Origin of the sequence: Leeuwenhoekiella sp. H156 (assembly GCF_052218455.1) — a bacterium.
Taxonomy (GTDB): Bacteria; Bacteroidota; Bacteroidia; order Flavobacteriales; family Flavobacteriaceae; genus Leeuwenhoekiella; species Leeuwenhoekiella parthenopeia.
In genome coordinates this window covers 3,458,521-3,478,761 of the sequence record NZ_CP197499.1, presented here as the reverse complement: position 1 = coordinate 3,478,761, position 20,241 = coordinate 3,458,521, and the positions used below count along the sequence as shown (strand labels likewise).

Sequence of the window (20,241 nt, the reverse complement as noted above, 5' to 3'; positions counted from 1 at the left end):
AAACATGTCAGGATTATTAGATTTATTAAACAGCGATCTGGGTAAAAAGCTCATCAGTGGAGCCAGCGCAGAAACCGGCGCTTCCGAAAGTAAAACAGCAGACGTACTCAGCATGGCCCTGCCTGTATTACTGGGTGCCATGAAAAAAAATGCCTCTACTCAGGAGGGTGCTTCCGGACTTATGGGTGCGCTCAGTAAAAAACACGACGGCAGCATTCTCGACAATCTGGGAAGTATTTTAGGCGGTGGTAGCGTAGACCAGGAGGTGATGCAGGACGGAGCCGGGATTTTAGGTCACGTTTTGGGCGGAAAGCAACCCGTTGTAGAAAATACCCTTAGCCAAAAAACCGGATTGGACGCCGGCACAGTGGCACAAATTTTAAAGATTGCAGCCCCGGTACTTCTGGGTATAATCGGTAAACAGACCAAACAGAATAATGTAAACGACTCAGACGGTCTTACCGGGATTCTGGGCAGTATGCTGGGTGGTCAACCCCGAGAAAACCAAAGCCTTATTGAAAAACTCATAGATGCTGACGGCGATGGCAGTGTACTGGATGATGTGGCAGATATGGTCTTGGGATCTAACAAAAAGAAAGGCGGCCTGGGCGGTATGCTGGGCGGACTTTTCGGTAAATAAAAAAACTTGGTTGTTAGAAGCCGCTCCAGTAGCGGCTTTTTTTATATCCGGACTTTAAATCCAATTTTTGTACATTTAAAAGAAAAAGAGATGAGAATTTTTATATACTTCCTTGTAGCAGCAGCATTTGTGTACGGCTGTGCCAGTACCCAAAATGATAAACAAATGGGCTCTTCAGACCCGGTTGCAACCGCTAACGATACGGTGCGTATAGCAAACGACAGTCTGGAGTATGAAATCATCATCATAGAGCCCGGTTTCAACACCTTTCTTAATTCTATCGCGCGGCCGGAAGGTTATTACTCGCAATCTTATCTGGAGAACAAAAACCAGTTCCTCGTTGTAGAATACAACCAACGGGTACAGCAGCCCTTCCGCTTTGATCCCAATCTATATCCGCAGCAAATTGATTACAACAGCCAGATTGACTATGGTTACGAAGTAAATTATAAACTCTACAATTACTTTGTGTATTTCAGCCGGCAGTACAATCAGCGGTTTGGAGTTCCCACCCGCATTTAGGCAAGGCTATTCGAAGACAGAATAGTATATTTGCCGCGTGAAAAAATTCAAAGAAAACTGGGAGATTACCCAAAACTGGCAACTCATATATCCTGTATTGGGCATCTTGCTCGCTTTGGGATTTGGTTTACTTATCGCCACGCGTTTTGACGGCTTTTTGGTTGACAAACCCGTTCAGCAAGGCATTTTTCTGGCCGTTGTTACGTTGATCCTGACCTACATCTTTATTGTAATCAGTCTTTTTTGTTTTAGAAAACTGAAAAACCGCTGGATTTTAGAATACCGCTGGCAGTTTATTGCGGTTTTTATGGTATTTGCAATAACCGGAAGCACTGCAGGCCGCATTTCAAGTCCCGTGATGCAATTTCTGGGATTGGGCAGTGATGCTATTTCAGGTTGGCTCTACTGGCCTCTGCGTATTTTATTGATTTTCCCCCTCTATCAAATACTCCTGCTCATCGTAGCCTGGATTTTTGGTCAATACAAATTCTTCTACCGGTTTGAAAAGAAAATGCTCAGCCGTATGGGGCTTGGGTTCCTTTTTAAGTGATTTGTGATTTCTTATTTGTTTTACTGTTTTCTGTTTGCCGTTTGGGGTTTTCAGTTTACCGCTTTAAATATTGAGCTTAGAGCAAGTGTGATTTCTCGACTGCGCTCGAAATGACATTTGAGCCTGGTTTAAAGATTTTGATTAAGATGAAAATGAAAGGTTTGTATGCCAATTGTCTTTCAACTTTTTTACATCTTACCACTTACTTCAACTTAAAACCTGCCCACTGCTACTGCCAACTGTATTCCACCATTAACTTTTAACCTTTTACTTCTCACCTCTCACAACTTACTTCACATTCAAACCTCTCCACTGTAATTCAAATTACCATTAACCTTTACCATTTTCCTTCCCGGGTTGTTCAAACAAATCAAGCACTGCTGCCCCTAGGAATTCAATAATTGTCCCGGCGGTTAGCGCTTCGTAGGCAGTATGATTTACAGCAAGATCTCCTGCTTTACCGTGTAAATAGGTGCCAAAAATAGCCGCGGTAAGCGGATCGTATCCCTGAGCGATGAGTCCCGTGATTACTCCGGTAAGTACGTCTCCGCTGCCTCCGGTGGCCATTCCGGGATTGCCGGTGTTGTTCACGTAATAGTTACCTTCAAAAACCACGATGGTATGTGCGTCTTTGCACACCAAAACGCAATTGTATTCCGCAGAAAAAGCTTCAGCCTTCTCCAGTTTTTCAAAATCATCATTCCACTCCCCAATCAGGCGCTCCAGTTCTTTAGGATGCGGAGTCAAAACGGAATATTTTGGCAGGAATTTCAGCAAATCACGGTCTTTTGCCAGCATATTCAGCGCGTCTGCATCAACAACCAGGGGCGTTTTATTCGACTTTAAAAAAGCTTTGAACGCCTCTTGCGTGGCTTTTTCGGTTCCCAAACCGGGACCAATCCCAATCACATCAGGTTCCAGGTCAAACTTCAGTTCTTCTAAATAAGTACCGTCGTGACGATCGGTAACGACCATCACTTCGGGCAGGGCAGTTTGTAAAATGGGTAAGCCCTGGCGCGTGGAATAAGCCGTGGTAAGTCCGGCACCGGCGTGCAGGCAGGCTTTGCTGCTCAGGACAGCTGCTCCCATTTTACCATAGCTTCCGGCGACGATGAGTGCGTGACCGTAAGTTCCCTTATGACTGAATTTCTGCCTTGGTCGGTACATTTGTCGGGCTTCGGTTGTATCAATCAATTGGGCTTTGGTCTTTACCGAATTGAGATAATTTCGGTCTAAACCAATATCGAGCACATCCCAGTTGTTGATGTATTTTCCGCTTTGCGGAAGAAAAAACGCAAGCTTCGGCGTCTGAAAGCTGAGCACCACGGTGGGATGTACCATTGTATCTATGGGAAACTGCCGGTTTACCGCCATCCCTGAAGGCACGTCAATAGACAGCACATAAGCACCGCTGGTATTTATTTTCTGAAACAGCTCCTGCACCCAGCCGTCTGCGGGACGGTTAAGACCAATCCCAAAAATGCAATCCACAACCAGATCTTCACGGGCGATTTCCGGGAAATCATCGGTAGATTTCACTACTTGCGGCCAGTTTTTGGTCTTTCCTTTTAAAGCTTCCAGAGCCTGCAAAAAATCTTTGCTACGCTTGTCGCTGTAATTGACCACGTAAGTCGTAACGCTGTAGTTGTGTTCAATGAGGTTACGGGCAATGACGAGACCGTCTCCCCCGTTATTTCCTATTCCGCAAAAGATCTTGATATTAACCCGTTGGCTCTGCAAACGCTGGTGCAAATATTCAAAAGCATAGCCTCCTGCGCGTTCCATAAGATTAATTGACGGGATTGCTTCGGCTTCTATAGTTGCTTTATCGGCTTCATAAACCTGATCTTTACTCAGTATTTTCATTTATAAGATTTTAGTATGAACAGCTAATCTATAAACTGCCTGCTTCGGGCTTTCCTAGAAAAGTGTGACGGATTAAAAATTTCGTAAGGATAAGCGGCAAGTCTGCATTTAATTACGGATTATTCGGTTTAAATGGATATCCTTGTAAAATCCCTAAAAATGACAGTTTAAGCTTGTGCTTACCCGTAAAAATAATACTTTTGAAACCAACAGTTAAGCACTTATGAAAGCAATTAACACAACGTTTACTTCTACCATCGCGGCCACCGGTCTTGCGATTGCTTTCATTATTATTACCCCTTTGGGGTATCGTAATAACATATAACCTTCTCAACTGCTCGTGTTTACACGAAAAAAACTCATTTTTAAAACCTTTCAAACACAAAAGCCATGCGTGTTTTAAAATTTGGCGGTACTTCTGTAGGAAGCGTCGCAAACATCAATCAAGTCATAAAAATCGTTTCACAGGAAGCTAAAAACGACCGCATCTGCGTGGTTGTGTCTGCAGTAGGCGGCGTAACCGATATGCTTATGCAATGCGGCCTGCAGGCAGCTAAAAAAGAAGATTATAATCCGGTTTTTAAAGAACTTGAAGCCAAACATCTTCAGTTTGTGAGCGAACTCGTTCCCAACGACACCGAAGCTGTTGAAGAAACACAGGGACTTCTCAACGACCTCAACTCGCTACTGAACGGGATTTACCTGATAAACGAGTTGTCTCCCAAAACGGTAGATAAACTTTTAGCCTACGGCGAAATCCTGTCATCATCGATCATTGCCCGCGCCATGTATGCGCAGGGTCTCGATGCTGCCCGTAAAGACAGCCGCGATTTGATCACCACAAACGACAAGCACACCAAGGCCGGAGTTAACTATAAAGTAACCAACAGTCAGCTGGACTATTATTTCGCAAAAGCCAAACAGCAAATCACCGTATTACCCGGGTTTATTGCAAGTTCGGCCACCGGTGAGACCACTACCTTAGGACGCGGAGGTTCTGACTTTACGGCAGCCATTGTTGCTGCAGCTCTCGACGTAGATCAGGTTGAGATTTATACAGACGTAAGCGGCATGTACACCGCAAACCCAAAACTGGTAAAACAGGCCAAACCCATCGAAAGCATTTCGTATCACGAGGCGATGGAATTGTCACATTTTGGGGCTAAAGTCCTCTACCCGCCCACTATTGTGCCGGTAATGAGTAAAAACATTCCCATTCGCATTAAAAACACGATGGCTCCCGAAGATGCCGGAACTTTAATCCACAACAAGGAAGGCATCAGCGACAACCCGATAAAAGGACTCAGCAATATCAACAACATCGCTTTGCTCACGCTTGAAGGCGGCGGAATGGTAGGCATACCCGGAATCAGCAAGCGTCTGTTTGAAACTTTGAGCAATCAGGGCATCAACATCATCCTGATCACGCAGGCCTCAAGCGAGCACAGCATTTGCCTGGGCGTGATGGAAGAAGACGCCGGGAAAGCCAAAAACGCAATTGACGAGGAGTTTCAGTATGAGATTTCACTCAATAAAATTGACCCCTTAAGTCTGGAAATTGGTTTGAGCATCATCGCATTGGTTGGTGACCAGATGAAGAGTCATCAGGGAATCAGCGGGAAGATGTTTAGCACTCTGGGCAAAAACAACGTAAACATACGCGCTATTGCACAGGGAGCAAGTGAAAAGAACATCTCTGCGGTTATCGCGCAAAAGGACGTTAAAAAGGCTCTAAACAGCCTTCACGAGCGTTTCTTTGAGGCGCAGCGCAAGCAGCTTAACCTGTTTATTACAGGTGTGGGTAATGTGGGCGAAAAATTGCTCAACCAGATCAACCAGCAACAGGAGTATTTAAAGAAACACCTCAACATCAATATGCGCGTGCTGGGGCTTAGCAACTCCCGAAAAATGCTTATTGATGAAAACGGAATCGACCTGGACAACTGGAAAGCCCTACTGGAAGCAGGAGAACCTGCTAATCTAGATGGTTTTCACGAGGCGGTGGTTAACCAGAATCAGCGCAACAGTATTTTTGTGGACATTACCGCAAATGCAGATGTGGCCGATATGTACGGCAAATACCTGAAACAAAGTGTGGCCGTGGTGGCCTGCAACAAGATCGCTGCCTCATCTGAATTCAGCAAATACAGTGAACTCAAGCGCCTGAGCAAGGCGTATAACGCTCCGCTGCTGTTTGAAACTAACGTGGGTGCCGGTTTGCCTATTATTGACACGCTTAACAACCTGATCGCTTCGGGTGACCGGGTCAATCGCATTCAGGCGGTGTTGTCCGGAAGTTTGAATTTTGTGTTCAACAACTTTAAGTCGGGCGAAAGCTTTCACGATGTGGTTCAGGCTGCAAAAGCCGAAGGATATACCGAACCCGATCCGCGTATCGACCTGAGCGGTGTGGACGTTGCCCGAAAGATTTTGATCTTAGCACGCGAGAGCGGACTCAAAATAAATCTGGAAGATATTGCCAACGAGCCTTTCCTAACCGAAAAGAATCTCAACAGTACCGATGTACCGCATTTCTTTGAAACGCTTAAGGAAGATGCCGCGCATTTTGAAAAACTGGTTGCCAATGCCGAAGCTAAAAACCACCGCCTGAAGTATGTGGCACAGCTTGATAATGGCAAAGCCAGCGTTGGTTTACAAAGTGTACCCGAAGGACATCCGTTTTACGATTTGAAAGGGTCTGACAACATTGTGTTGTTCTTTACAGACCGCTATCCCGAGCAACCCATGCAGATTAAAGGTGCAGGCGCCGGTGGCGACGTTACTGCATCAGGTTTGTTTGCAGACATCATCAGAACAGCGACTTATTAAAATTGGAAAAAACAAAATCAGAAAATACGAAGTCCTGGTAGTAGTACTTAATCATTGCTACGGACTTTAAATTTTGATTTTTCAATCTTGAATTAACAATGAACGAAATACGTGTTTTTTCACCGGCAACGGTAGCCAATGTAAACTGTGGTTTTGATGTTTTGGGTTTTGCGCTGGACGGTCTGGGCGACGAGATGGTTTTAAGAAAGGTTCCTCAAAAAGGAATCACCATCACCAGGATTGAAGGCGCAGACTTGCCTTACGAAGCTAAAGAAAATGTGGTGGGTGTCGCCGGTCTTGCTATGATCGAAGCTTTAGATCTCGATTTTGGTTTTGAAATTGAAATTTACAAAAACATCAGACTGGGAAGCGGTGTGGGCAGTAGTGCCGCAAGTGCCGCCGGAATCGTTTTTGGAATCAATCAATTTTTGGAAAAACCGCTCACCAATCTTGAACTAACCGCTTTTGGGATGAAAGGCGAAGCGGTTGCCAGTGGCAACGAGCACGCAGACAACGTGGCTCCGTGTATCTATGGTGGCTTTACGTTGATAACCGGTTATGAACCGCTTAAAATTGTTTCGCTTCCGGTGCCCGAAGAATTATATGTGACCATCATCCACCCGCATATTACCATCAAGACCAAAGAAGCCCGTGCGATTTTACCTAAAGAAGTTTCGCTGCAAAATGCGATCAAACAAACCGGAAATCTGGCCGGACTCATCGCCGGACTTTACGAAGCCGATTACGAATTGATCGGGACCAGTACGCAGGATTTTCTGGTAGAACCCTACCGCAAAAATCTGATTCCTGATTTTGATTTTTACAAGGAAACTGCCCTTAAAAATGGTGGTTTAGCTTTTGGAATCAGCGGCTCAGGACCTTCAATGTTTACCTTAAGCAAAGGAAATAAAAACGCTGGTAATGTTGAACTTGCGCTTAAAGAAGCTCTAAAAACTAAAAATATGAAAAGCGACAGTTATGTTTCGCCGGTTTCTAAACACGGAAACCGAATTTTAGAACAAAACTAATCGCAATCTTTTGTTGATTCGGAAAAATTCCTAGTTGTAGGAAAACCGATAAACAACAACCAAACAACCTGAATAATACAGCATCATGAACTATTACAGTTTAAACGGAAAAGCCCCAAATGTAGGATTAGAAGAAGCCGTGGTTCGCGGTATCGCCCCGGATAAGGGATTGTACTTTCCTGAAGAAATAAAGCCTTTACCGGCTTCCTTTTTTGAAAACATCGAGCAGCTTTCTAATAACGAAATCGCCTTTGAAGCCATCCGGCAATTTGTGGATGGCGTGATTCCGGACGAAGCCCTCAAAGACATCATCGCCGATGTGTTGTCTTTTGAGTTTCCGGTCGTAGAACTGGAAGAAAATGTAGCAACCTTAGAGTTGTTTCATGGCCCGACAATGGCTTTTAAAGACGTTGGTGCTCGTTTTATGGCGCGCTGTCTGGGGTATTTCTCAGCGCAAAAAGAAACTCAGGAACCGGTTACCGTTTTGGTAGCGACCAGTGGCGACACCGGTGGCGCCGTTGCCCGAGGATTTCTCAATGTGGAAGGTGTAGATGTAGTAATCCTCTACCCCACCGGCAAAGTGAGCGACATCCAGGAAAAGCAATTGACCACGCTGGGTGCAAACATCACCGCTCTGGAAGTAGACGGCGTTTTTGACGATTGCCAGGCCATGGTAAAAACTGCTTTTCTGGATGAAGAAATCACTTCGAAGCGTAAGCTTACCTCAGCCAACTCGATCAATATCGCACGCTGGTTACCGCAATTATTTTACTTCCTGTTTGCATATAAACAAGCGAAATCAAAAGGAAAAGAACTCGTATTCTCGGTTCCCAGCGGGAATTTTGGAAACATCTGTGCGGGAATGGTAGCCTATAGACTGGGGATGCCGGTAAAACATTTTGTGGCTTCGGTAAACCGCAACGACATCGTGCCCGAATATCTCAAAACCGGGGAATACAAGCCAAAACCTTCGGTAGCAACGATAAGCAACGCGATGGATGTGGGTGATCCTTCCAACTTTATCCGTATTCAAAAACTGTTTAATAACGATCTGGAAGCTCTTTCGCAAAAATTATCCTCATTTTCTTATGATGATGCACAAACTAAAGAGGCCATGCAGCGCATTTACAAAGAGACCGGTTATATCGCAGATCCGCACGGGGCAGTGGGTTATTTAGGACTAAAAAACTATCTGAAAGACCATCCTGATGCCTACGGAATCTTTTTAGAAACCGCACATCCGGTCAAGTTTTTACCGGTTGTCAACCCCGTGATCGATGCGGAGATTGCCATTCCACCGCAAATTGAAGCCGTGATGCACAAGGAAAAGCAGGCTATCGCGATTAAGAACTACGATGAATTTAAAGCCTTTTTAATAGGCTAAAACACTCGGTTTTCTGTGCAGTTTTGATACATTTGTGCTCCTAAAAAACAGAGATGAAGACAACTGCACTTACTAAAATTCACGAAAGCCTTGGGGCTAAGATGGTTCCGTTTGCCGGGTACAATATGCCGGTTTCTTATGAAGGCGTAAATGCCGAACATGAAACCGTACGCAAAGGCGTCGGGGTTTTTGACGTGTCGCATATGGGTGAGTTTTTAGCCATTGGCGAAAAGGCACTCGATCTACTTCAGAAAGTATGCAGCAACGACATTTCTAAGATTCAGGTGGGTGGTGCGCAGTATAACTGTATGCCTAACGCCGAAGGTGGTATTGTTGACGATTTAATCGTATATCGCATTCGCGAAAACGAATATTTGCTGGTTGTAAATGCTTCCAATATTGAAAAAGACTGGGATTGGATCAGCAGTCACAACAGCTTTGGTGTAGAACTGAAGAATATTTCAGACAACTTCTCACTTTTGGCTATTCAGGGACCAAAAGCCATTGAGGCGATGCAATCCCTTACTGACACCGATCTTTCAGCCATTAAATTTTACAACTTTGAAGTCGCTCCGTTTGCAGGAATTGATCACGTGATCATCAGCGCTACCGGTTACACGGGAAGCGGAGGTTTTGAAATCTATTGCCACAACGAGTATGCAGAGCAACTTTGGAACAAGGTATTTGAAGCCGGAAAAGATTTTGGCATTAAACCCATAGGCCTTGCCGCGCGTGATACATTACGTTTAGAAATGGGGTATTGCCTTTACGGAAACGATATTAATGATACCACCTCGCCTATAGAAGCCGGTCTAGGCTGGATTACCAAATTCACTAAAGATTTTGTCAATTCTGAAGCTTTAAAAGCCGAAAAAGAAAACGGACCTGAGCGCAAACTGGTAGGTTTTGAACTTACCGAACGCGGTATCCCCCGTCACGATTATGAAATTGTAGATGCAGAAGGCAACAACATTGGTATTGTAACTTCAGGGACGATGTCACCATCCCTTTCGAAAGGAATTGGTTTGGGTTACGTCAAAACTGCATACAGTAAGCCGGAAAGCGACATTTTTATCAAAGTACGTAACAAAAACATACCGGCTAAAGTGGTTAAACTTCCTTTTTATAAAGGATAATCTTTAAGATACATCGCACAGGCGCAATCACATAGAATCCTCATTCTGGGAGCCAGCGGCTTTCTGGGCGGTACCCTGTATAAAGAATTACACCGGTACTACGACACCTATGGCACCTACCATACCGGTAAAATCTATTCAGATAACAAGCATTTTATACACTTTGATGTAACTCAGGACAGTATTTACGAAGTGCTGAACCAGGTACGTCCCACGCTGGTTATTTCCGCTTTGCGGGGCGATTTTGAAGGTCAGGTTGAAGCGCACGAAGATTTGTGTGATTTTGCTTTACGTACCGGGATTTTTGTGATTTACCTGTCTTCAGCCAATGTATTTGATGCGTTTACTAATTATCCCAGCTATGAGTTTGATAAAACGCTTTCCGACAGTAAATACGGAAAGCTTAAAATTCGCTGCGAGAATTACTTTTTAAACTTTTTGCCCGAAACTCAATATGCCATCATCAGGCTTCCTATGGTTTTTGGAGCCAATTCGCCACGTGTTCGCGAAATCAAAAATGCCCTGTTGTTGCACGCGCAGATTGAGGTGTTTCCACACTTGATTATGAACACCACAACAGACAAAAAGCTGGGGCAGCAGATACACTATATCATCAACCGGAAGCTGAGCGGCATTTTTCACCTGGGCAGTAATGACCTTATTCACCATCAGGAATTTATTCAGGAGATTGTGCGCAAAATCAATCTGAATATCAAACCCCAATACAAGATGGTGTATACCTCAAACTTTGACCGGTATCTGGCGGTTTTGCCCAAAGACAACAAACTGCCGCAGCATCTTGCGATAACCAATGAAGAAGTACTGGCAGAATCTCAGGTGTTTTAAAGTTTAGTTTATGAAATTTAAAAAACCGGTACTATACGTTTTTCTGCTGATTTTTCAGATACTGGTTTTAAGGGTTATTGCCCGGTTTCCACAAGTTGTAGAAAACTGGTACAGCAATGGGATTTATCTGTACATCTCAAAGCTTTTCCGATTTAGTTTAGGCTGGATTCCTTTTTCTTTTGGAGATGTGATGTATGCGATTGTGATCGTTTACGCATTTGTTTCCGTTTATAAGCTGATCAAAAACCGATTTAGAACCTTTTTGAATTTCTTTACCAAAGCCCTGCTTTTCGCCAATCTGATTTATTTCAGTTTTCACCTTTTATGGGGGTTGAATTATTACCGGTTGCCCTTACACGAGGCGCTTGAGATTGATAAGGAGTATACGACCGAGGAACTCATCAGTCTCACCCAGCGACTGATCAAAGAATCGAATAAGTTGCATAACGAGCTTCAAAAAACAGACAGCCTGCCGGTGGAGTTTAGGTATTCACTTCACGAAATCTTTAAAAAGTCGCCGGAAGGTTACGCGATTGTGGAAGATAACTTCCCAAAACTGAACTACAATCCTACCAGTATTAAAAACTCGCTTTTCAGGCTTCCACTTACCTATATGGGATTTGGTGGTTATCTCAACCCCATTACTCAGGAGGCACAGGTAAATGGTATGCAACCGGCGCACCGTTGGCCGCTTGTAAGTTGTCATGAAGAAGCACATCAATTGGGTTTTGCCAAAGAAAACGAAGCTAATTTTATCGCTGTTATGGCCACAACAAACCATCCGGATCCCTACTTTAAATACTCCGGCTATATTTTCGCTCTGCGCTATTGTTTAAGCGATGTATATATGCGTAATCCGGATGCAGGAGAACTCCTTAAAAATCAAATACGCCCTGGAATTCTCGCCAATTACCGGCAATCCAATGACTTTTGGCTTGCCTATCAGAATCCGTTAGAGCCCATTTTGGCCGAATTTTATGGAGGTTATTTAAAAGCAAATAACCAACCCGGGGGTATGCAGAGTTATAGTTATGTGGTAGCTCTTTTGGTCAATTATTTTAAAAATAAAAGCGATTTGCCGTAATCGTTAAACATTTCTTAAACAATCTTAAATTTTCTTAAAGAAACGTCATAACAGTTATTTTTAGACAAAGTCTAAATTTAGCTAACTATGAACAAAAAACTATTCCTTTCCGGATGGTTATTCCTGATGTGTTTTACACTCGCTGCACAGGAATACTTCCCGGTCAATGACGGTGTAAAAACAGTCAATTCTAATTACACGCTCTTTAAAAATGCCACGCTACATCCCACTCCCGGAAAAACAATTACCGGAGGAAGTATGCTGGTTAAAGACGGAAAGATCGTTGCCGTTGGCAAATCTGTCAAAGAGCCCGAAAATGCAGTAGTAATTGATTTGGGTGGTAAGCACGTCTACCCTTCTTTTATTGAAATGTATTCCTCTTTTGGGGTAAAAACTCCTGAACGATCTGGCGGCAGCCGCAGTGGTGAGTACGAAGCATCTCGCTCAGGTTACTACTGGAATGATCACGTTCGGGCAGAAACCGATGCTCTTGCGGATTTTGATTACGACAGCAAAGCGGCCAAAGAAATGCTTGAAGCAGGTTTTGGCGCCGTAAATACTCATAAAGCAGATGCAATCGCACGTGGTAATGGTATTCTTGTGGCTCTTAATACAGATGGCAACACGGCAGATCGTTTAATAGACACCAGATCAGCTCAATTTTTCTCTTTTGACAAAAGTAACCTTTCTGCACAGGCTTATCCTTCTTCTAAGATGGGTGCTACTGCCCTTATACGTCAGCTTTTTGAAGATGCAGCATGGTATGCACAGGGAAATGTAGAAACCAGAGACCTTGCCCTGGAGGCTCTTAATGCCAATATGGATCTGCCTCAGATCTTTTACGGCGAAGATCTTTATGACGACCTGCGCATTTCAAACCTGGCAAAAGAAACCGGAGTACCCTTCATTATCGTGGGTGGCGGTGACGAGTATAAGCGTATTGACGAGATCAAAGCAACCGGAGCACACTATATTATTCCCATTAATTTTCAGGATGCTTATGATGTGGAAGATCCCTTTCAGGCAGATTATGTGAGCCTGAGTCAAATGCTTGAATGGAATCAGGAGCCTACCAACCCGGCAAAAATGCAGGATGCGGGACTTACTTTTGCCATCACCACCCATTCGCTTAAATCTCCTGACAAGCTTATGGATATGCTTAAAAAAGCATTTAAGTACGGTCTGAGCGAAGAAACCGCACTCAAGGCCCTAACCACAGTTCCTGCTCAGCTTTTGGGGAAAAGTGAGGAATTAGGCTCTCTCAAAGAAAATGCCTGGGCTAATTTTCTGGTTACTTCAGGACCTTTATTTGAGGACGAAACCGTACTCTACGAGAACTGGGTGCAGGGAAATCAGCACGTGATTAAAGATTCTAATGTACTGGATATTGACGGCTCCTATGCCTTGAGTCTGGGTGGTTCTACTTATGACGTAAGTATATCCAAATCAACCGAAAAACCTTCAGTAACCGTTAAAAGTGGTGATACTAAATTGGGTTCTAAAATCAATTACGATAACGGCTGGTTAAACCTGATGTTTACCGCTGTTAATTCTGAAAGTAAAGATTTTACACGTATTGTAACACAGGTTTCTGATGCTCAATCCTGGAGTGGTAAAGCTATTCAGCCTAACGGAAGTGAAACTGCTTTTAGTATGACTAAAAAAGAAGCCGGTGCAACGGAAGACGAAGAAGACAAGGAAGAGGAGGACAAAGAAGAGGATGAACCCTTTGTAATGCCGCTCACCTACCCCAACATTGCTTATGGTTATGATGAAAAGCCTAAACAGGAGACGATTCTGTTTAAAAATGCAACGGTTTGGACTAATGAAGAAGCCGGAATCCTGGAAGAAACAGATGTGTTGGTCAAAAACGGTAAAATCGCAGCTATTGGCAAAAATCTGAACTCTGGAGGTGCTAAAGTGATTGACGCTACCGGTAAACATCTTACCAGTGGTATAATTGACGAACATTCGCACATTGCTGCTTTCTCAATCAATGAGGGAGGTCAAAACTCTTCTGCCGAAGTACGTATGAAAGATGTCGTGAATCCGGATGACATTGACATTTACCGCGATCTTGCAGGAGGTGTGACTACCATCCAGCTACTTCACGGTTCAGCTAACCCAATTGGCGGGCAATCTGCCGTGATGAAACTCAAGTGGGGTTCAAGTATTGATGAGATGGTTTTAGATGACACCAGGTTTATCAAGTTTGCTTTGGGCGAAAACGTCAAGCAATCAAACTGGGGTAGCTACAGCCGCTTTCCACAAACACGTATGGGCGTGCAACAAATGTATACCGATTATTTTCAGCGGGCGCGTGAATACGAAAAGGCAAAGAATAGTGGTCAGCCATTTCGCAAGGATTATGAGATGGAAACACTGGTTGAAATTCTCAACGCAGACCGCTATATCTCATCACACTCCTATGTACAAAGTGAGATCAATATGTTAATGAAAGTAGCGGAAGATTTTGATTTTAGAATCAACACATTTACACACATACTTGAAGGTTACAAAGTAGCTGATAAAATGGCAGAGCACGGCGTAGCCGGTTCGACCTTTAGCGACTGGTGGGCTTACAAATATGAGGTGAATGATGCCATACCTTACAACGCTGCAATTATGTGGAGTGAAGGTGTACTTACCGGAATTAATAGTGATGATGCCGAAATGAGCCGCAGATTGAATCAGGAAGCTGCCAAAACCATGAAATATGGGGGAGTTCCTGAAGAGGAAGCCTGGAAGTTTGTAACGCTAAATCCTGCAAAAATGCTTCATCTGGATGATCGCACCGGAAGTATAAAAGAAGGTAAGGATGCTGATTTGGTTCTTTGGTCTACATACCCCATGTCTGTAAGCGCAATTGCCGAAAAAACGCTTATCGAAGGAGCGGTATATTTTGATCTGGAAAAAGATAAAGAACTACGTAAGAGCGTTCAGGAAAAGAAAAATAAACTCACAACGATGATGCTTCGCGATAAAAATAAAGGGCTGAAGACTCAACCGGCCAAAAAAGAAGAGAAACAACGTCTGGATTGTGACACCTTAGAAACACTTAACTAATTATGAAAAAACTTAAAAACCTATATATACTGTTTTTATTGCTTGCTTCGAGTCTACAGGCTCAGCAAACGCCTGCGCCTTCTGCAAGTGGTGAAATAACCCTGACCGGTGGAATTGCCCACATTGGTAATGGTGAGGTTATAGAGAACAGCCTTATTTTCATTAGCGACGGAAAGATAACCGGTGTTTACGACGCCTTAACCACTAAAAGACCTTTACGCGGGGAAGTTATAAATATTGACGGACAGCACGTATACCCGGGCTTTATTGCTCTTGATACCACTCTTGGTCTTGTTGAAATTTCAGCTGTACGTGCTACAGAAGATCAGGACGAGATAGGCGAATACAACCCGCATATTGAAGCAATTATCGCTTACAATGCAGAATCCAAAGTTGTAGAAAGTATGCGTCCAAATGGCGTTTTATTAGCCCAAACAGTTCCTCAGGGTGGTACTATCTCAGGAGAATCTTCACTGGTGCAACTGGATGCATGGAACTGGGAAGATGCCGTTGTTAAACGCGGCGATGGTATTCACCTCAACTGGCCAAGCAGTTACAGACGCGGTCGCTGGTGGCTGGGTGAAGATCCGGGCTACAGCCCTAATAAAGATTACCCTTCAGATATTCTCGAAATCAAAGATTTTATGAAGCAATCACAAGCTTTTGATGCTGGCGATGAAAACATTATGAATTTACCTTATGCGGCCATGCAGGATGTTCTTGATGGAAGTCAAAATCTGTACGTTCATGTAGATTCAGAAAAAGAAATTCTGGATGTATTGAAATTCAAAAAGGATATGAATCTGGATAAAGTTGTTTTAGTAGGAGCCTACCGCGGTTATAAAGTAGCTAAGGAGATTGCGGAAGCGGGTGTGCCTGTTATTTTGACACGGGTACACAGCCTGCCCGGAGCAGAAGACGATGATTACGACATCAGTTTCAAAATGGTTAAAGACCTAATTGATGCAGGTGTTACTGTTGCCCTGGGAAACAGTGGAGAATACTGGCAGTCTCGTAATATACCCTTTTATGCAGGTCAAACTACTGCTCACGGTTTGAGTTTTGAAGATGCACTGAAGCTCATCACACTCAATGCCGCACGTATTTTAGGCGTAGAAGGGCAACTCGGAACTTTAGAAGCCGGTAAAGATGCTACCTTATTTGTGAGTACCGGAAATGCTTTAGAAATGAAAGGAAACAACCTAACAAAAGCAATGATCTCCGGACGGGATATAAGTCTTGAAAGTCATCAAACCGAACTCTGGAAGCGTTACATGGAAAAATATGAACGTACCGAGTAATTGAAGATTTAAATTTAAAGTATAAAAAAAGTCCGGTTCAAAATTGAACCGGACTTTTAATTTTATAAGGCTTTTTGATTATTTACCTTCCAAAGCATCTAATTGAGCTTTGTACTTATCAGCTTCAGCAGTGTTACCTAACTGAATGTGGATGTTGTAAAGTGTACGAACAGCCTCTACATTTGGCTCATCACCTGCAATTGCTTTTTCAAGGAAAGGAACTGCATCAGCATATAGCTTTAAACGCTCTTTCTTTAAAGTTTCATACTTGGCATTATCTGCCTTGGTATTACCAAGAGAATTCATTTGCTCGATAATCTCTTTATCTTTAGCTAACATCAAAGCAGCAATGTTTAGGTTAGCTGCAGAATAATTAGGATCAATTTCCAGAGCTTTGTTGTAATAACCCAAAGCTTTCTCATTGTTTCCGGCTTTTGCGGCACCTACACCAAGGTTGAAATACAATCCTGGATTGTTAGGATCTTTAGCGATAACCTTATCCATAGCAGCTTCATATTCTTCAGTCATATCCATTTTAAGGTAAACATCAGCAGCAGAACGTAATAAAGCATCATCATCGGGATTTTCAGCAAGAGCGTCCTGAATTGCAGATAAAGCCTTATCATTTTCACCCTCCTGAACATAGATCAAAGCGATGTTTTTTGCGATCTCACCTGCTCGGGACTCGGTTACAACGGTTTTAGGATCTTCGTGTGAACCAGCTTTAACAAACAAATCTCTTTGTTGTTTAGAGTTGAAGTTCTCTACTTTACCATCTTCTTTGTTTACGGCAGTGTATTGCGTCTCAATACCGGTATACCCCATATCTTTCAATTGAGTATAGTATTTTAGTGCAGTGGTAAAGTCCTGACCATTTACTGCGTTAGAAGCTGCAAAATAAAGATAAGAGGTATCTTTAGGAGTAAGCGTGTACAACGTATAAAGCTTATTGGCTGCCTCACCATACTTCTCTGCATTCTGATCATCCACAGCAGAAGAAATAACAGCGTTCATCGCCTGTTGCTTAAACTGCTTGGCCTCTTCTCCGTATTTGCTACCGCCATTGAATTCGTTTACTGTTGTAAACGCTTCCATTGCTTTTAGAAGCTCATCGGCATTTTTATTATCCTCTCCACCAAGATATGCTCTACCTTTTACGAAGTAATAATATTCTTTTTCTTTATCGTCCATCTGACCCATCATCCCGGAAACCGCTTCAATTTCGGTTTTGGCCTGGGCATAACTTCCAGATTCAACGGCTTTTTCTGCAGACTTGATTTCCTTTTTCTGCGCAAAGGTTACGGCTGTAAGGGAAAGCGCCGCAAAAACTATTGACTTAGTTTTCATTATCTACTTAATTTATATTCAACTTTAATTATTCCTCTTCATCAGAAGAAGGCTTTTCAATATTTTGGTTATCTATTTTTTCATCTTCTTCAGCGACAATGCCGTCTTCATCTTCTATATCATCTTCATCTTTCTTCACTTTTGTCACTGCTGCGATGGTGTCTCCATTTTTCAGGTTAATAAGTCTTACACCCTGAGTGGCTCGACCCATAACCCGAAGTTCTGAAACTTCCATTCGGATAGCGATACCCGACTTGTTAATGATCATCAAATCATCCTCATCGGTAACATTGTTTATAGAAACTAAGCTTCCGGTCTTTTCGGTGATTGAAATAGTCTTTACACCCTTACCACCGCGGTTTGTAACCCGGTAGTCTTCAACCAGTGAACGCTTACCGTAACCATTCTCTGAAACGACAAGTACATTAGACTCGGGATCGTTAACAGCTACCATTCCTATAACCTCGTCATTATCGTCTGCAAGAGTTATGCCACGAACTCCGGAAGCACTTCTACCCATAGGTCGGGTCTTCTCTTCTTCAAAGCGAATGGCCTTACCAGACTTCACGGCAAGCATTACCTGACTGTCGCCTGTGGTAAGCTTAGCAGCCAGTAATTCATCACCTTCTTTAATGGTAATCGCATTGATACCATTAGTACGTGGGCGTGAGTATTGCTCAAGAGATGTTTTCTTAACCTGACCTTTTTTGGTTGCCATAATGACATATCGGGAATTTATGTATTCCTCATCTTTCAGGTCATTGGTACAAATAAAGGCTTTGACTTTATCATCCGGATCAATTGCTATTAGATTTTGAATTGCTCTACCTTTTGAGGTTTTGCTTCCTTCAGGAATTTCAAAAACCCGCATCCAGAAACATTTTCCTTTTTGGGTAAAGAAGATCAAATACTGGTGGTTGGTTCCCACAAATAAGTGCTCGAGGAAATCCTCGTTACGCGTTGTAGATCCTTTTTGACCTACACCACCTCTGTTTTGCGTTTTGTATTCCTGCAGGGAAGTACGCTTGATATAACCGGCGTGAGAAATTGTAAGAACCACTTTTTCATCAGGTATCAAATCGGTTATGGTAACATCTCCACCGGCATAGTCTATGTCGGTTCGGCGCTCATCCCCGTATTTCTCTCTAATCTCAATGAGTTCGTTCTTAATAATTTCCATTCTGCGCTCTTTTTTAGCCAGAATATCCTTTAAATCTTCAATAGTTTTAAGTAACTCGTCATACTCCTCGCGCAACTTATCCTGCTCCAGACCGGTGAGTTGACGTAAACGCATTTCGACAATAGCTCTGGCCTGAATTTCAGTAAGCTCAAAACGCTCCATCAATTTTGCCCGTGCCTCTTCGGCGTTACTACTCGCACGTATCAGCGCAATTACTTCATCAATGTTATCGGAAGCGATGATTAAACCTTCAAGAATGTGAGCTCTATCTTCGGCCTTCTTAAGCTCAAACTCGGTACGACGCACCACTACTTCGTGACGGTGCTCCACAAAATGATGAATCATATCTTTAAGATTCAACATTTCAGGTCTTCCTTTTACAAGAGCTATATTATTTACGCTGAAGGAGGATTGCAACGCAGTATATTTATATAAGGTATTGAGAACGATATTGGGAATAGCATCTCTTTTCAATACATAAACGATACGCATCCCGTTACGGTCAGACTCATCACGTATCGAGGCTATACCGTCTATTTTCTTCTCGTTTACAAGATCGGCGGTTTTCTTAATCATATCGGCCTTATTGACCTGATATGGAATTTCACTTACGATAATACACTCGCGACCTTTAACGTCTTCAATAGTCGCTTTGGCGCGTAAAACAACACGACCCCTACCGGTTTTAAATGCCTCGCGCACACCTTCATAGCCGTAGATTGTTCCTCCAGTAGGAAAATCAGGAGCCGTCACGTGCTGCATGAGTTCGTCTATTTCGATGTCGTGGTTTTCGATATAGGCAATGATACCGTTAACGACTTCGGTAAGGTTGTGAGGAGGCATATTTGTTGCCATACCCACCGCAATACCGGATGCACCATTTACCAAAAGACCCGGAATACGAGTAGGAAGTACCGTGGGTTCTTTAAGGGTATCGTCAAAGTTGAGTGTGTGATCTACCGTATCCTTATCGATATCGGCAAGCATTTCTTCAGAAATCTTGCGCATACGGGCTTCGGTATATCGCATAGCTGCAGGGCTGTCACCATCAACCGAACCAAAGTTACCCTGACCGTCAACCAGCATATAGCGTAGACTCCATTCCTGAGCCATCCTTACCATGGTATCATACACGGATGTATCACCGTGCGGGTGGTATTTACCCAATACCTCCCCTACAATTCTTGCTGATTTTTTATGAGCTGTATTCGACCGAACTCCAAGTTCATGCATGCCGAATAAAACACGCCTGTGTACAGGCTTCAAACCGTCTCGTACATCTGGTAATGCACGTGACACGATGACCGACATTGAATAGTCAATGTAGGCTGATTTCATTTCATCTTCAATGTTGATAGGAATTAACTTCTCTCCTTCAGCCATATGTATTTCTATTTAAATATTGGTTTAAACACTGAGGGGCAATATACGCATTTTGACAGTGTTTTCGGGCAATCTCCTA

General features: G+C 43.2%; 14 protein-coding genes. 11 read left to right on the top strand and 3 right to left on the bottom strand.

The features are described 5' to 3' along the window. Positions 1 to 4 precede the first annotated feature (4 nt). From ACSSS3_RS14725 to ACSSS3_RS14715, 3 genes are all read left to right on the top strand, one after another. Positions 5 to 640 (top strand): DUF937 domain-containing protein, encoded by a 636-nt coding sequence (locus ACSSS3_RS14725; RefSeq protein WP_442845267.1) that lies wholly within the window; start codon positions 5 to 7, stop codon positions 638 to 640. Between the two features lie 90 nt (positions 641 to 730). Continuing rightward, complete coding sequence (locus ACSSS3_RS14720; protein ID WP_442845266.1) at positions 731 to 1,162, top strand: DUF6146 family protein; 432 nt, start codon at positions 731 to 733, stop codon at positions 1,160 to 1,162. Between the two features lie 37 nt (positions 1,163 to 1,199). Next, positions 1,200 to 1,712, top strand: coding sequence for a DUF6787 family protein (locus ACSSS3_RS14715; protein WP_442845265.1), 513 nt, complete (start codon positions 1,200 to 1,202; stop codon positions 1,710 to 1,712). 330 nt (positions 1,713 to 2,042) lie between these two features. On the opposite strand, the gene ACSSS3_RS14710 is transcribed toward ACSSS3_RS14715, so the two are convergent. Next, entirely contained in the window at positions 2,043 to 3,578 is a 1,536-nt protein-coding gene (locus ACSSS3_RS14710) for an NAD(P)H-hydrate dehydratase (protein ID WP_442845264.1), read from the bottom strand. A 390-nt stretch (positions 3,579 to 3,968) separates the two neighbouring features. On the opposite strand from ACSSS3_RS14710, the gene thrA reads away from it, so the two are divergent. The 8 genes from thrA to ACSSS3_RS14670 all read left to right on the top strand — a co-directional run bounded on the left by thrA (position 3,969) and on the right by ACSSS3_RS14670 (position 16,252). Then, positions 3,969 to 6,407: a bifunctional aspartate kinase/homoserine dehydrogenase I gene (thrA, locus tag ACSSS3_RS14705; protein ID WP_442845263.1), complete on the top strand. Its 2,439-nt coding sequence runs from the start codon at positions 3,969 to 3,971 to the stop codon at positions 6,405 to 6,407. Between the two features lie 98 nt (positions 6,408 to 6,505). After that, positions 6,506 to 7,435, top strand: a complete 930-nt coding sequence (locus ACSSS3_RS14700; protein WP_442845262.1) for a homoserine kinase — start codon at positions 6,506 to 6,508, stop codon at positions 7,433 to 7,435. Between the two features lie 85 nt (positions 7,436 to 7,520). Beyond that, positions 7,521 to 8,819, top strand: coding sequence for a threonine synthase (gene thrC, locus ACSSS3_RS14695; RefSeq protein ID WP_442845261.1), 1,299 nt, complete (start codon positions 7,521 to 7,523; stop codon positions 8,817 to 8,819). A gap of 53 nt (positions 8,820 to 8,872) precedes the next feature. After that, complete coding sequence (gene gcvT / locus ACSSS3_RS14690; RefSeq protein WP_442845260.1) at positions 8,873 to 9,955, top strand: glycine cleavage system aminomethyltransferase GcvT; 1,083 nt, start codon at positions 8,873 to 8,875, stop codon at positions 9,953 to 9,955. Between the two features lie 12 nt (positions 9,956 to 9,967). Continuing rightward, the gene (locus ACSSS3_RS14685; protein WP_442847430.1) at positions 9,968 to 10,801 is read left to right on the top strand and encodes a sugar nucleotide-binding protein; all 834 of its coding nucleotides are present in this window, start codon (positions 9,968 to 9,970) and stop codon (positions 10,799 to 10,801) included. 10 nt (positions 10,802 to 10,811) lie between these two features. Further along, on the top strand, positions 10,812 to 11,885 hold the full coding sequence (locus ACSSS3_RS14680) for a DUF3810 domain-containing protein (protein WP_442845259.1): 1,074 nt from the start codon (positions 10,812 to 10,814) through the stop codon (positions 11,883 to 11,885). Between the two features lie 87 nt (positions 11,886 to 11,972). Continuing rightward, positions 11,973 to 14,951 (top strand): amidohydrolase family protein, encoded by a 2,979-nt coding sequence (locus ACSSS3_RS14675; protein WP_442845258.1) that lies wholly within the window; start codon positions 11,973 to 11,975, stop codon positions 14,949 to 14,951. Between the two features lie 2 nt (positions 14,952 to 14,953). Next, positions 14,954 to 16,252, top strand: coding sequence for an amidohydrolase family protein (locus tag ACSSS3_RS14670; protein WP_442845257.1), 1,299 nt, complete (start codon positions 14,954 to 14,956; stop codon positions 16,250 to 16,252). Between the two features lie 78 nt (positions 16,253 to 16,330). Here ACSSS3_RS14670 and ACSSS3_RS14665 read toward each other — a convergent pair whose 3' ends face one another. Continuing rightward, complete coding sequence (locus tag ACSSS3_RS14665) at positions 16,331 to 17,599, bottom strand: tetratricopeptide repeat protein (RefSeq protein WP_442845256.1); 1,269 nt, start codon at positions 17,597 to 17,599, stop codon at positions 16,331 to 16,333. 28 nt (positions 17,600 to 17,627) lie between these two features. Then, on the bottom strand, positions 17,628 to 20,162 hold the full coding sequence (gene gyrA, locus ACSSS3_RS14660; protein WP_442845255.1) for a DNA gyrase subunit A: 2,535 nt from the start codon (positions 20,160 to 20,162) through the stop codon (positions 17,628 to 17,630). Between the last annotated feature and the right edge of the window lie 79 nt (positions 20,163 to 20,241).